Source organism: Kingella kingae ATCC 23330 (assembly GCF_900111845.1).
GTDB classification, from domain to species: Bacteria; Pseudomonadota; Gammaproteobacteria; order Burkholderiales; family Neisseriaceae; genus Kingella; species Kingella kingae.
Map to the genome: position 1 here is coordinate 74707 of NZ_FOJK01000009.1, position 15048 is coordinate 89754.

The 15048-nt window shown below is 46.7% G+C and carries 7 protein-coding genes and 2 pseudogenes; 4 read left to right on the forward strand and 5 right to left on the reverse strand.

Annotated elements, in window-relative coordinates; all coding sequences use genetic code 11:
- Positions 1–69: 69 nt before the first annotated feature.
- The gene (locus tag BQ5809_RS03525; protein ID WP_003785236.1) at positions 70–1332 is read right to left on the reverse strand and encodes a hypothetical protein; all 1263 of its coding nucleotides are present in this window, start codon (positions 1330–1332) and stop codon (positions 70–72) included.
- A 289-nt stretch (positions 1333–1621) separates the two neighbouring features.
- Here BQ5809_RS03525 and BQ5809_RS03530 point away from each other — a divergent pair.
- Together BQ5809_RS03530 and rpoD are read left to right on the forward strand one after the other, a co-directional pair.
- Positions 1622–3721, forward strand: a pseudogene (locus tag BQ5809_RS03530) (RelA/SpoT family protein); the annotation flags it as partial.
- Positions 3722–3990: 269 nt separating this feature from the next.
- Positions 3991–5955 carry an RNA polymerase sigma factor RpoD gene (gene rpoD / locus BQ5809_RS03535; RefSeq protein WP_003785239.1) on the forward strand — a complete coding sequence of 655 codons (1965 nt, stop codon included), beginning with the start codon at positions 3991–3993 and terminating at the stop codon, positions 5953–5955.
- Positions 5956–6137: 182 nt separating this feature from the next.
- Here the strand turns inward: rpoD and cas2 are convergent, their stop codons facing one another.
- The 4 genes and pseudogenes from cas2 to mnmC1 form a co-directional block, all read right to left on the reverse strand.
- Positions 6138–6464, reverse strand: coding sequence for a CRISPR-associated endonuclease Cas2 (gene cas2, locus BQ5809_RS03540; protein ID WP_003785240.1), 327 nt, complete (start codon positions 6462–6464; stop codon positions 6138–6140).
- Complete coding sequence (cas1, locus tag BQ5809_RS03545) at positions 6457–7371, reverse strand: type II CRISPR-associated endonuclease Cas1 (protein ID WP_003785243.1); 915 nt, start codon at positions 7369–7371, stop codon at positions 6457–6459. Before cas1 ends, cas2 begins: the two co-directional genes overlap by 8 nt.
- A gap of 74 nt (positions 7372–7445) precedes the next feature.
- Positions 7446–10627: pseudogene (gene cas9, locus BQ5809_RS03550) on the reverse strand (type II CRISPR RNA-guided endonuclease Cas9).
- A 411-nt stretch (positions 10628–11038) separates the two neighbouring features.
- Complete coding sequence (mnmC1, locus tag BQ5809_RS03555; RefSeq protein WP_003785248.1) at positions 11039–12673, reverse strand: FAD-dependent 5-carboxymethylaminomethyl-2-thiouridine(34) oxidoreductase MnmC1; 1635 nt, start codon at positions 12671–12673, stop codon at positions 11039–11041.
- A 226-nt stretch (positions 12674–12899) separates the two neighbouring features.
- Between mnmC1 and surE the strand changes: the two genes are divergently transcribed.
- Both surE and BQ5809_RS03565 read left to right on the forward strand, forming a co-directional pair.
- Positions 12900–13673 (forward strand): 5'/3'-nucleotidase SurE, encoded by a 774-nt coding sequence (gene surE / locus BQ5809_RS03560; protein WP_003785250.1) that lies wholly within the window; start codon positions 12900–12902, stop codon positions 13671–13673.
- Between the two features lie 95 nt (positions 13674–13768).
- Positions 13769–15028, forward strand: a complete 1260-nt coding sequence (locus tag BQ5809_RS03565; protein WP_038334355.1) for a M23 family metallopeptidase — start codon at positions 13769–13771, stop codon at positions 15026–15028.
- Positions 15029–15048 lie beyond the last annotated feature (20 nt).

Below are 15048 nucleotides of genomic sequence, written 5' to 3' on the forward strand. Positions count from 1 at the left end.
ACTGTGGCTTGTTGATTATTCGGTTGAATTGAATTCACTATATTGGTGATTTGAAATGGTTAAGCTATATTAAAACCAATAGCCAAAGTTGAACGTAAAGCCATTATTGTCTTTGGCGCGAACATAGCTAACGCCTGCGCGTAAAAACGATTGGTGGCTATTGTTGTTGCGATGCGTGCCTAATGTCACGCCAAATTCTTGCATATCGCGCATAAACGGTTTTTGTCCGCCAATATAGCGCGTGTCAATCAATGAATATTCAATGGCTAATTGTTGGCTTCCCAGCGTAATCGGTTGGGATAGCATCACACCATTGCGTAACATCGTTTGTTTGATATTTGGGTCAAATGAATAATCGCCTGCTTTGAATTTGCCTGTGCGGTAGTGGCCAATCATATTGGCGATATTCAAATCAAACTGCTCAAAAGGAATATGATAGGTACTGGTTAGGCTGGCACTGGTTACCGATGCAATCGTTGCGCGGTCAACTGAGCCTGTTAGGGCATAACGAACACCAGGTGTCAGCGTCCAATTTTGGGTAATGGGGAAGCGATGTGCGATACCAACACCCGCATGATAACCTTTCGCTTTACCAATGGTGTACATGGTTAAAGGCACGCTAATAATAAGCTGCTGACGCGAATCGTCGCCCGTTCCAATCGAATACGACAACGGCAGGGTATAAGAATTGATGCGCTCGCCATTGTTGGAGAACGAACCAATGCTCACACCTGTTCCGATGAGATTGTTGATAGGAGTGGCATCGGCATTGGTGGTGCTTTCTTTGTTGTCTGTGCTGCTAGACGGCGTGGTGGCAATATTGCTAACCGATTGAATTTCAGTATTGAAATCGGTGGCTGCCATAGTGGGCATAATCCCTGCTGCACCTGTGATGGGGCTGGCGGCAGAATGTTTAGATTGGTAGCGCATCATGTCGCCAATAATGCCACTGTGTTTGACCCAATCTTCAAAAGCATCTTGGGCTTTTTTACGGGTTGCACCAGTGAACACTTTGTTTTCAATGCCCAAGTCTGGTGCATTAAAAACCAAATCGTTCGAATTGGCGGCATACGACGCGGTAAAGTCCACATCGTTAATTCGTCCAACGGCAAAGGCAGCAGAAGATTGCGTGTAGCCGCTATTGGATAGAGAGAAATCTTTAACCAAATCAATCAAATCGCTAGAAGTATTGGAGCAGACTGTTGCGCCAGTATTGCCCGACACATCAACGCGAAAACCATAACTGTTGCTACATGCCAGCGTGTTGGCGTGAGCAAAGTTGCCAAAAGAAAAAGCCAATGCAAGTGCGAGTGCAGAATGTGTCAAACGCATAGTTGTTACTCCTAGTGTATCAAGTCATCAATTAAGGTGGACAGCCCAATCTTGGATTGTTAAGTTAATGCCAAGAAATGTTAAATATCCACATATTTGGATTTTAACTATTTTTGTTGGCTGTGTGGACTTTTGTAGCACAAAATAAAACAATACTTTGTATAATCGCAAACTTTACCGTTCTCGTTGTTGCATAAAAAAGGAAGCCAAAATGAACCCAGCCCATTTGCAAGATTATTTGGACTATGCCAACAACCAGCCTGCACCCGAACAAAAACTATTGCAGGCTGCTTTAAAATTGGCGCAAACCCATTATCCAGACGATGCCGTAACCACATCGGCGCACGAACCTTTGTTGCAACATTTATTGCAGGCTGCTTTGATGGTGCGCGATATGGATTTGCTTGCCGAAGCCGTTGCTGCCACGCTTTTAACCGATATTTCCACTTATTGCACCGATTGGAAAACGCAAGTGAGCGAGCAATGCGGACAAGCCGTTGCCACGCTAGTAGCAGGCATAGACGAAGTACAAAAACTGACGCATTTTGCCAAAGTAGATGCACTTGCCACGCCCGAAGAACGCGCCAATCAAGCCGAAACGATGCGGAAAATGTTGCTTGCCATGGTGTCCGATATTCGCGTGGTGCTGATTAAATTGGCGTTGCGAACACGCTCTATGCAATATTTATCGCAAACGCCCGACAGCCCACAAAAACGCGTCCTTGCCAAAGAAACGCTGGATATTTTTGCGCCGCTTGCCAACCGTTTGGGCGTATGGCAACTCAAATGGCAGCTCGAAGACTTGGGTTTTCGCCACTACAACCCCGAAGAATACAAACGCATCGCCAAATTGTTGGACGAAAAACGCACCGAGCGTTTGGAATACATCGAACAATTTTTAAGCAGCCTGCAAACCGCCGTAAACCAAGCAGGCATTCAATGCGATGTGGCAGGCCGCCCCAAGCACATTTATTCCATCTACAAAAAAATGGTCAAGAAAAAGCTGGATTTTGACGGCTTGTACGACATTCGTGCCGTGCGCGTGTTGGTAAACAGCGTGTCGGAGTGCTACACCACGCTCGGCATTGTGCATAGCCTGTGGCAGCCAATCCCAGGCGAATTTGATGATTACATCGCCAACCCCAAAGGCAACGGCTACAAAAGTCTGCACACTGTGATTGTCGGACCAGAAGACAAAGGCATTGAAGTACAAATCCGCACCCACGAAATGCACGAATTCAACGAATTTGGCGTGGCAGCGCACTGGCGATACAAAGAAGGCGGCAAAGGCGATTCGGCATACGAACAAAAAATCGCGTGGCTGCGTCAGTTGCTAGATTGGCGCGAAAACATGGCAGAAAGCGGCAAAGAAGATTTAGCCGCCGCGTTCAAAACCGAATTGTTCAACGACACCATTTACGTTTTAACACCGCACGGCAAAGTATTGTCGTTGCCAGCAGGCGCAACGCCGATTGATTTTGCCTACGCCTTGCACAGTAATTTGGGAGACCGTTGTCGCGGCGCAAAAGTAAACGGACAAATCGTGCCGTTGTCCACGCCATTGGAAAACGGTCAGCGCGTAGAAATCATCGCCGCCAAAGAAGGCGTTCCGTCTGTGAACTGGCTGCACGAAGGCTGGGTCAAATCCAACAAAGCGATTAGCAAAATCCGCGCGTATATCCGCCAACAAAACGCCGAAGCTATTCGTGAAGACGGCAAAAATCAGTTTGATAAAGCGATTGCCAAAATCAACCCCAAGCCCAATCATCAACAGTTGTGTGAAAAGCTCGGTTTTAAACATTTGGACGATTTGTTTACCGCAGTCGGGCAGGGCGAAGTGTCGCCACACGCCATACAAAAAGCCGCTGGTGTGCTCAACGAACCGCCGCCTGTGCCGATTAGCGAAACCAGCATCGTTAAAAAATCCAAAATCCAATCAGGCGGCAAAAATGGCGTGTTGGTGGGCGGCGAAGGCGGTTTGCTGACCAATCTTGCCAAATGTTGCAAACCTGCACCGCCCGATTTGATTGTCGGTTTTGTAACGCGCGACAAAGGCGTGTCGATTCATCGCCAAGGCTGTGCCGATTTTGAACACTTGGCAACGCAATCGCCCGAAAAAGTGATGACAGCAAGCTGGGCAGGCATAGACGCAGGACAAATGTTCGCGATAGACATCGAAGTCCGCGCCCAAGACCGCAACGGCTTATTGCGCGATGTGTCCGATGCGCTGGCTCGCCACAAAGTGAACGTAACCGCCGTGCATACACAAACGCGCGACTTGGAAGCCAGTATGCGCTTTACGCTGGAAGTGAAAAAAGTAGATGAATTGCCGTGCGTGTTGGCATCGCTGGCAGAAGTCAAAGGCGTGAGTGGCGTGATGCGCTTGTGATGCGATAAATAAAAATGCAGGCTGCTTTTTTGCTATAATCGCGCCCCTAAATCCGCAAATAAGGATTGCAATCTCAACATTTGCCCTTATATTGCGAGCCACACCGTTTTGTTTTACTTTTTGCCTGAAAGCCCAAAACATGGCTATTGCAGGTTAAATACCAAGTGCAGGCTGCTTTTGAATGGGAAAAATCCCAACCGTATTTCTGAATAACGCGCTATTAACATTTCAAAGCAGCCTGCACTTTATCCGCAATAACGAGAAATCTTATGTCAAATCAACATTTTCAAGACAACGATACCGATGACAACACATTGGACGACTCACGTCCACTCACGCCCGAAGAACAGCGCGAGCGTTTGCGCCGTTTGATTATGCTGGGCAAAGAGCGCGGCTACATCACCTATGCCGAAATCAACGACTCCCTGCCAGACGATATGTCCGATGCCGAACAAATTGACGGCATTGTCAATATGATTCAAAGCCTTGGCATTCAAGTAACCGAAGAAGCACCCGATGCCGATGCCTTGCTGATGAACGACAACAGCACAGGTATCACCGATGATGACGCGGTTGCCGAAGCCGAAGCCGCCTTGTCGCAAGCTGATTCCGAATTCGGGCGCACCACCGACCCCGTGCGTATGTATATGCGCGAAATGGGTCAAGTGGAACTTTTGACGCGCGAAGACGAAATCAAAATCGCCAAAGAGATTGAAAACGCACTCAAAAATATGATTCAGGCCATTTCCGCTTGCCCAGGTTCGGTTGGCGAAATCTTGGAATTGATTGAGCAAATCAAAAAAGACGAAATCCGCGTAGATGAAGTGGTAGAAGCGATTATCGACCCCAACGAAGTGTTGCTCAACGAATTGGGTTTGGGACATTTAGAAAGCAGCCTGCAAAGCGATAACGATGCCGCCACAGATAGCGATGACAGCAGCGACGAGTCGGACGAAGACGACGACAGCGACAGTGGCGATGCAGGCAGCATGGACAATCAACAAAACTTGGAAGAGCTCAAAGCCGAAGTGTTGGAGCATTTCAAGCAAATCGAAAAAAGCTACGGCTTGATGATTCGTGTGCTGGATAAAAACGACAGCAAACACGCCAAATATTTGGAACACCGCAATAATATCGCGCAAAAATTGTTGGAAGTGCGCTTCTCTACGCGTCAAATCGAAAAATTGAGCGATAACTTGCGTAGTCGTGTAGAACAAATCCGCAAGCTGGAACGCGAAATCCGCGATATTTGCCTAGACCGCGTTCGCATGGACAGAGAATACTTTATTGAGCAATTTATGCCCAATGCCACCTATTTGGAATGGATTGACGAAGAAGTCGCCAAAAACCGCGTGTGGAGCGAGGCTTTGGGGCGTTTCAAACACGCAATTTTGGAAAAACAAACCGAAATGGCGGCGTTGGAAGCCCATGCGCGAATTTCGATTGCCGAGCTAAAAGACATCAGCAAAAACATGGTGAAAAGCGAAAAAGAAACCGCTGCCGCCAAGCAAAAAATGATTCAAGCGAACTTGCGTTTGGTGATTTCTATCGCCAAAAAATACACCAATCGCGGCTTGCAATTCTTGGATTTGATTCAGGAAGGCAATATTGGTTTGATGAAAGCGGTGGATAAGTTTGAATATCGTCGTGGTTATAAGTTTTCGACTTATGCGACTTGGTGGATTCGCCAAGCGATTACGCGCTCGATTGCTGACCAAGCCCGCACAATTCGTATCCCTGTTCATATGATTGAAACAATTAACAAAATGAACCGCATTTCGCGTCAGTATTTGCAGGAAACGGGCGAAGAACCCGATTCAGCAAAATTGGCGGAATTGATGGAGATGCCCGAAGACAAAATCCGCAAAATCATGAAAATCGCCAAAGAGCCGATTTCTATGGAAACGCCGATTGGCGATGACGATGATTCACACTTGGGCGATTTTATTGAAGATGTGAACAACGTTGCGCCAGCCGATGCAGCCATGTATTCGAGCTTGCGTGAAGTAACTTCCGATATTCTGGAAAGCCTAACGCCGCGTGAAGCCAAAGTGCTGCGTATGCGTTTTGGCATTGACATGAATACCGACCACACGTTGGAAGAAGTGGGCAAGCAGTTTGATGTAACGCGCGAGCGTATTCGTCAGATTGAAGCCAAAGCATTGCGTAAATTGCGCCACCCAACGCGCTCGGATAAATTGAAGAGCTTCTTGGATAGCGAAGAAGGCAAGTAAATCGTTGTAAATAAAGTGCAGGCTGCTTTTTCAGTAACACGAAAAGCAGTCTGCACTTTTTATTTAATTCAATTGAGTTTGAGAGTGTAGTTCCCTTTCTCATTTCGCAATGCTACAATACCCCTGCCCGAAACCCTGATAAATTCAAGGTTTCGGGCATTTTTTCACTTCAAAAAATCACGCTAAAACAGCAAAAATTGCTGTGCATTCACCCGTTTTTCTTGCGTTGGTTTATCGCCAAGCAGCACTTTCATCGCGACAAATTGCTTTTCCGTTACTTCCAAACAGCGTACCGAACCTTCTTTTGGTAGATTCGCGCAAAGCCGTTTGTGGTGTTTTTCCAACATATCTCGCCCACGTACAATCCGTGTATAAACCGATAATTGCAACCGAATGTAACCGTCTTTTACCAAAAAACGGCGAAAATCATTAGCCGCCTTGCGTTTGGCGCGACTGGTTACGGGTAAATCAAAAAAGACGATGATTCGCATAAATTGGTTCTCACTCATAGTTATGTTCTTTTAAAGACAATAATTCAGGCAGCGTCAATTTTTGTGCATCTTTTTCTTTCAAAGCAGCCTGCAAACTCGCTACCGCACGGTCTATCGCGCCCAATGTAGTGAAAATTTGCCCACGCCAACGCATTTGATAATGCAATAATTGAATCAAATTTTGCTTATTGTGTGGCGTTAATTCATCTTGCAGGCTGCCTGAGAGCGTGGTGGTATGCACCCATAAATCCACCAAAGGACGAAACGGCTCAATAACATCATCAGCTAAATTAAACGGATTTTGCTCGTTGTGATGATGCAATCCCAACGCTGGCAACCAACCATATTGCACCAACGCTCGCGCCACCGCCGAACGCAAAATGGTGTAGCCATAATTTAAATGCGCGTTCAGGCTGTTTTCTTGTTGGCGCGTGAATTCATCGCCAAAAGCTGCCTGAAAATAATAAGCCGCCGCTTGCGCTTCTTGATTGTCGCTGTCGCCAGATTTGACTTTTTCGGCAAAATGCAACAATCGCTCGGCGGCTTTGTCCGCACCCATTTCATTTAACACAAACGATTGATTGATGATTTTTTGACGAACAATTTTTTGCCAAAGCTGTTTTTTCTGCGGCAAAGTCGCGTTTAATTGCAAATTCAGCGTTTTGAGTGGGCGATGATATTGCGCGAATGGCAACCATTGACCGCATGGCAAAAATTGCTCATCACACGTCAATAAACCAATCCCATTTTGCGCCAAAGCCGATAGCAAGGGCGCAGTCAAAACGGTTTCGCGGTTTTCCACCACAATTATGGCAATGTCTTCTAATGGTACGGTGTGGCTGCCGTCTTGTTGTGCAATCAATAATTGATTGTTGTGTAAAGATAATTTACCACCTTTGCTGATTAACAAACTTCGCCAACTCATTTTGATGCTCCTTGAAAAAAATCCCCCAAACGATGATTTAATATTACTTTAAATCATCGTTTGGGGGATTGGGTTTAGCCAATATTTGGGCGTTTTCTGCTACGTGTTTCGTGAATGTTTTTACCTAATTCATCAACTTGCAGTTTTTTGAATGATGAAGCCATTTTCACACCAATGCTTCGATGTTCGCCATCTTTACATTTTTTCTTATCACGGTCATGTTCACGAATGGTAATTGCACCTGTTGCACGGTCTAAACTTGCAAAATAACCCATAATGCCCCCTTTCTTTGTTTGCACTTCTAGCAAATCATTTTTATACAAAGCAAATTTAAAATGATAGCTTTCGTCCATTAAAATCCAATCGCTTTCATCTTTATGTGCCACTACGGCATAATTAGGCAAAATGCCTTCTGCCACTTGCCACGCATAAATTGGCACAAGATAAAATTTTCCTGATTTCTCAAACACATCAACGCGCACCATAGAACCGTTATCCGCCACACCATTGATTTTGCGTAACAACATACCTGATTTTTGTACGATTTCCACGCGCACGGCTTTGACTTGCTGTCCGCCTTGTTTGAAGAATGGTTCAGCAAAGGCTTTTGCAGGGTCATTTTTAAATTGTTCCAAACGCGCTTTCAAGGCTTCGTATAAAGCAGGTTCACGTTCACGATTAACCATGTTTTCCAAATCATTCAATTTCAACTGCGTTAATGGCACGCGCAAAACGCTGATTTTCTCGTCTAAACGCTTGGCAGATTTAATGGTTTCTTTGTGTCCTTGCCCAGTCATTTTTCGCGTTGGCATACGCGACACAAACAACGGCATAACGTATTCATGCAAGGCTTCGGGGCGGTTTGGTAATTTTTCAGGCAGCGTTCGGAGCGGATTATCATCAAATACACGAATCATCACTTCTTCACGGAAATGTTCCCAAGGCGTTGGAAAATGGATTGAAATCACTTCGCCTGTTTCCTTGTCAATGCGTTCGCCTGTGAACACATTGCCTTTTTGATAACGTACAAATTGCGTGATTTTTTGCTGCATGGCAACCGTGCTACACGCCACCACCACCGCATCTACCGCATGATGACGGTCATTTTCTTCACGATTTTTGCTCAAACCCCAACGCCCACGCAACAACGCGGTAATTTGCCCATTGCTGGCAAACACGCGCTTTTTGCCTTTGCCTGTTAAATGCAAATGCTCGCTGATAAATTGACACAAAAAGCGCGAAACATAGCGCGTGTCGTTCAAATTGCGTTCAAGAAAACCTTTTTCATCAAGCTGTTTTGCCATGATTTTTTGCTTTTTATTGGGCGAAAACTGGCAATTTTGCACATTTTCCACAAATAACCGCCAACTCTCGCTGTTGTCCGCACCACGTAAATATTCGTATGGCGTTTGATTGCCTTTGTTTTGGTTTTCCGAAGCCAACACTAAGATTTTATTATTGAAACTGTCGTCCCAAGTCCGCGAGAATGGCAGCGCGTGGTCAATTTCCACATACCCTTTTTCAGGCAGCCTGCGAACATCAATTGGCAAACCTGAATACAAACATTTGCCCTGCTGTAATTGATATAAGCGCAATTTCAAAATATCCACCGCTTTGGGTTCATGCGCTGCATTGGGGAAAAACTGTTTCCATTCATCAATAGCGCGTCGGCGTTGTTCTTGATTTTCTTCTTGTTGTTTTTTTAATTTATCGCGGTCAGAGAATGATTTACCGACTTCTCGTCCTGTCTCAATATGTACACGCGCTGGCGAACCGTATCGGCGAATAATCGCGTTAATCACTTTTCGCGCTTGCGTGAGCGTCCGCAATACAACAGGATTTCGCAGTTTATCGGCAGGAATATTCGGCAAGAATTTTTCGGTTTTATCGGCAATTTTTTCGTGACGATTACCGTAAATTTGCGTACACGCTTCATCGTAGCGCAAACCTTGTTCCATTAACGGCAACAATTTTTCCAACGCTTTTAACGACAATTCCATAAAATTGCTGAAATTTAACTGCTCTTGCAAGGCAATTATCACATTTTCGGGTAATTGATTTTTCAGGCAGCCTGCAATCTCATCATCGGTTTTGTAAATGGAAAATGCCGTACCGATTAAATCTAATAGTTTAGGCTGCGTTTTCAGCTTTTCCCATTCTGATTTCAACGATTTGTTTTCCAAAGATTTTCTAATGGCGTGATACGATTTCATTTCCATGAAAGTGGCAGATTCGGCATTGTCTTTTCCATAACGCAAACCTTTGAAAAATGCGGTTTCAGGCAGCCTTAACAATTTACGAACTTGTTGATAGGTCAATTTTGTTTTGTTGTATGGCTCGTTCAATAACAATTCACGCTGTTCACGCGATAAAGCAGATTCCAAGCCATTGTCTTGAATACGCAAATTCGTCAATTTCCCCAGCCACACAAAACGCTCTGCGCTGTATGTATTTTTTGCGGCTTTGTATTCGCTCGGTTCAAACGTGCAACGCCCCAACATTTCCAGAATCGCATCGCCCGATAAAGCGGCTTTTTGGTTCATCAATAAATCATTAATCGCGGTTTTCAGGCTGCCTGAAACGTGCGGATTGCCCAAACGTGTTTGCGCGTCAAATAATTGATTTAACTCATTTTGCAAATCCAAACGATTAAATGTGTGCGTGTACGCGCCACGTTGATTGCGAATGTGTCCGTCTTGCGTGGCAAATTGTTTAATCGCCAATTCTGCTGGCGTACGATATTGATTAGATTGAGATTGTAATAATTGATGATTGTGATTCATGCCCGACAGCAACGCGCCCAATTCTTTATCCGCCGTTTGGCTTTCGTTTTTGCGCTGCGACAAATAGCCGCGATGTTTAACCAAATTAATCAACACCGCTGCCCATTCTTTGGGTTCAAGTTTTCTGTCCAAACCTTGTGCGCGAAGTTCCCACGCCTGATTGGGTAAACCGATGATTAAACCTTTTTCATCATAATCATTGGCTTGCAAAACATTTTCTTGTTTCAACAAACGGCGCAATTTGTTCATGCGATTGGCGCGGCGACTGATTAAACGGCGTTGAGCGCGAGCCAATCGGCGCGTTTCCGCCAACGATGAACCGTCTTTGGGGTTTCGGCTTCTTCAAACGTCCGCACGCCCACATCAATCAAACGAAGTGGATTTTCTTGTTCGTCCATTTCCACAACCGCCCAACCGCAAGACGCAATCCCCAAATCCAAACCCAAAATGTAATTTAATGATTTTGCAGCCATGATGTATTACCCCTGTTTAAAAAATATTTGGTGGTGTCCTGAAAAGTGTGCTGTAAAAAATAAGCAATAAAAAAGCAGCGAAAACAGAGTATATTTGAGTGTGTGAAAACAGAAATAACTTTAATTTGTCCTCGCTGCCAAGGACAAAATATAAAGAAAAATGACTACTCTGGCAATCGTAAACAAAAATATTTTTGTAACATGAAATGATTAGATTGACAGTGAAATCATTGTGTTGTATGATTCTCGCTATTGTTGCATTGCGAAATGAGAAACGTTGCTACAATAAGAAGTTCTGAAAAGAAATTCGTAACGCTCTGCCCCCTAAAAATTTCGGTTTTTAGGGGGCATCGTTTTGTGATGAATAGTGCAGGCTGCTTTTTCAGTAACACGAAAAGCAGCCTGCACTTTTTATTGCGATTTCGCACCCACCTTCCCATGCACCAATTCTTTAATAATCAAGCGATTTGGATTGAGCGCGTGGCGCAATCGTAGCGACAACAATCTGGGCGTGTTCATAATTTGCGCGGCGATGTCGGCAGCACACAAAGGCGCGGTTGCCAAGCCACGCGAACCGTGCGCGGTGTTGATGTAGGCATTCGGTAAATAGGGACACGGTGTGTTGATGCGGTAATTTTTGTCCAGCGCGTATTGGGCATAGACGCGGCGCATGGCATCGGTATCGCCCAACGCGCCAACGGCAGGCAAATGGTCATGACAATCGCAACGCAACGCCGCATGACCGCGCGATGATTCGTGCAGGCTGCTTGGTTCGTTCCATAATGTGCTAAACGATTGATACAGCGTGTTATTTAGTTGAGCCAATTCATTTCGGTTGTGCTGTTCGTCCGCGCTTTGCCAAGTGTCGTCCGCGCAATTTGGTGCAAAAGTCGCCCCAAAACAATGTTCGCCTTGCCACGCTGGGGAAATGTAACTCGCGCCCGATAAGGCGATTTTGAGTTGCAGGCTGCTTTTGTTTGCTGCAACCAAACTGGTTTGACCGCGAATAATCTGCAACGGCAAAGTCTGCACAATCGGTGTGTGCAGGCTGCTTGCACCTGTGCAAAACACCAAATGACTGCCCTGCCAAGTGTGCGTTTTGCTGCGAACGTGCCACATCGCGCCATCGTAGTCCGCCTGAATCAAACGCTGGTTGGTGTGCAACGTAATATTCGGGTGCGACAACAGTTTTTGTACCAACGATGCAGGATTCAACCACGCGCCTTGTTGCCAAAACAAACCGTCCTGCTCAATGCAAATGCCTGCCAACTCGCTCGCCAGCTGCGCCGATACAGCACGATACAAATGCGCGTGTTGCGTTTGTTGCGCCAATTTGCGGTTGCGTTCGGCTTCTTTGGCGTTGTGATTCAAATGCAGCACGCCACACGCCTGCCAAGTGGTTTGTTCGGGCAACAACCGCCGCAGCAAGTGGCGCGTGTAGCCATAACCCGACAACAGCAATTCGGTTTGCTCGGTGGCGTGGGGCGAAATTTTGGCATACAACAAGCCCTGACGGTTGCCGCTGCCTGCCTGCGCCACTTGCGATTGCGCTTCCAACACGGTTACTTTTGCGCCACGAATCGCGCATTCATACGCCGTTGCCGCGCCTGCAATGCCTGCGCCAATAATCAAAATGTGCAGGCTGCTTGGGTCGCGACAATCGGCGGCGGGCGGCGTTTGCCATGCTTTTGGCGAGACTTCGGGCGCAGGCGCAATCGCTTCGGTTTGCCATTGAATCGGCACAGAAAAATGCGCGTGAAGGCTGCTTGCTTGGGACTGCGGTATCAACCACAAATGTGTGTTCTGCCAAGCATTCGGAACGCAATGCACCGCTTGCGTGGTCGCACACGATAGCGCGTTTTGTATCGCCAAGTGCAGGCTGCTTTCGTATTCATTTTGGGGCGATGTCGATTCGTAGTGCGGAACGGAATCAGGCAACACGCACCAAACCACATGTTTTTCGTGTGGATTGCGTTGTTCAAATTGCAGTAACTGCGACCAAGTGGGCGGCGCGTTCCATGCGTAAACGGGAAGATTTTGGGTCATGATGATGCTCGTAGGTTATGTCATGTTCAGCAACCCAGTTCCCTCTGCTGTGGGAGAGGGTTAGGGAGAGGGCAAAATCGTTGGATTATCGCTCCGACTTTCCCTCTCCCTAACCTTCACCCAAAGGGGAGAGAATAGATTTGCAGTTATTCAATGGTTTCGCAGAAAATCCAATATTCCGCTACAATGCCACCCTTATGTTCAACACACAAAAAAGCAGCCTGCAATGAATATTCTCATTTCCAATGATGACGGTTACTTATCACAAGGCATTGCCCTGTTGGCGCGACTGGCTGGCGAATTTGCCAATGTGCGCGTAGTTGCCCCAGAGCGCGATAAAAGTGGCACAAGCAATTCGCTCACACTAGACAAACCGTTGCGAATCCGCACCGCCAGCAACGGCTTTCAATTTGTAAACGGCACGCCCACCGACTGCATTCACGTTGGTATGCACGTTTTGGCACAGTCGGATTTTAAACCAGATTTGGTGCTATCGGGCGTGAACCACGGCGCGAATATGGGCGATGACACCGTGTATTCAGGCACAGTTGCCGCCGCCACCGAAGCGTATTTAATGGGCATTCCAGCCGTAGCGTTTTCGCTCAATTCACATCGCTTTGATTTGTTTACCGAAACGGTAGAAAAAGCCGTGTGGAGCGTGTTGTCGCACATTATGCAGCAGCCGCCCACATCGCCCGTGTTGTGGAACGTGAACATTCCAGCCGTAGCGGTACAAGATTTGCGTGGCATTAAAGTAACGCGACTGGGTTTGCGCCACCACGAACAAAACGTAATTGAATCCACCGACCCACGCGGCGCATCGATTTATTGGATAGGCCCAGCAGGCGAAGTACGCGATAATCAAGCCGACACCGATTTTGCCACGTGCGATGCAGGCTGGATTAGCATCACGCCTTTGCAAATGGATTTGACCGCGCATAATCAAATAGACAAATTGCAGGCTGCTTGGCAAGATTTTCGCCTGCAAGAATGCCCGTAAAGCATTGTCGTGATGCCGATAAAACGGTATGATTCAGCCGATTGCAGCGCAAAGCAGCCTGCACTTTGAATGATGATTTAAGAAAGCGAAATATCATGAATACGAACAAAAAAACAGCTTGTTTATTATTGAGTTTAGTTGCCGCTGCAATTTTGTCGGCGTGTAGTTCTGCACAACAAGCACCTGCACCAGTCGTATCTGGCACAAATACAGGCGGCTATGGCTACGACAATGGCACGGTTACCACACCATACGGCACAGTCAATACACCTTATGGCACTACTGGTTCGCCAACCGATACGGCTAATAATCCTTACAATACAGCACCTTATGCCTCAGCAGCAACCACAACTCCGTCTGCTACACCGTATACCCCAGCAGCAACCACAACCCCAACTGCTGCACCTTATACCCCAGCGACTGGCACTGCGTACACGCCAACCGCATCAACAGGCAGCACATTTATCCCCAACTATTCACCTGTGGACAAAAATGCCAGCACGCACCGAGTTCAAGCAGGTGACACGGTTTACAACATTTCCAAACGCTATGGCATCAGCCAAGAGCAGTTAATGCAATGGAACAACTTGTCTGGTACAACCCTTTCTATTGGACAAACTTTGTGGGTAAAGCCAGTTGGTAGCAGCAGCCGTACAAATGCTGCACCTGTAACAGCAGCTAAAACTGGCACAGGTTCGCAACATAAAGTGGTTGCAGGCGACACGGTTTACAATATTTCCAAACGCTACGGCATCAGCCAAGAACAACTGCGCCAATGGAATAACCTGAACGGCAACAATATTCAGTTGGGACAAGTGTTGCGCGTAAGCCAATCGGGTAGAGCAACAAGCACTGCTACAACCGCTGCTGCCGCGCCTTATGTACCAGCCAAGCAGCCTGCACCTGCCGCAGTCACTACCACTAACACAGCAGCCGCGACAACAACCGCTACAACCCCAGCAGTTGTCGCTACGCCTACGCCTGTCGTTGCCAGTGTTCGTACACAAACCAAAGACGGCATTGTGTGGCAAAGTCCTTTGCCAAACGGTAGCGTTACGCAAGAATTTGGCACAAATCGCGGTATGTTGATTGATGGCAAAGGCGCAAATGCCGTAGCCGCAGCCGATGGTCAAGTGATTCATATTGGTGCATTGCGTAATTATGGCAATCTGCTTATTGTTCAGCACTCCGACCAGCATTTGACCGCTTATGCACAGATTGCATCAGCCTTGGTACAAAATGGTCAAAAAGTGGTGCGCGGTCAGCCAGTGGCAACCTTAGGCAGCAATAAATTGTTATTCGAAGTCCGTTCAGACGGCAAAGCAGTCAATCCAACTACCTATATCCCATTTTAATCAACAGTAAGCACTCCATT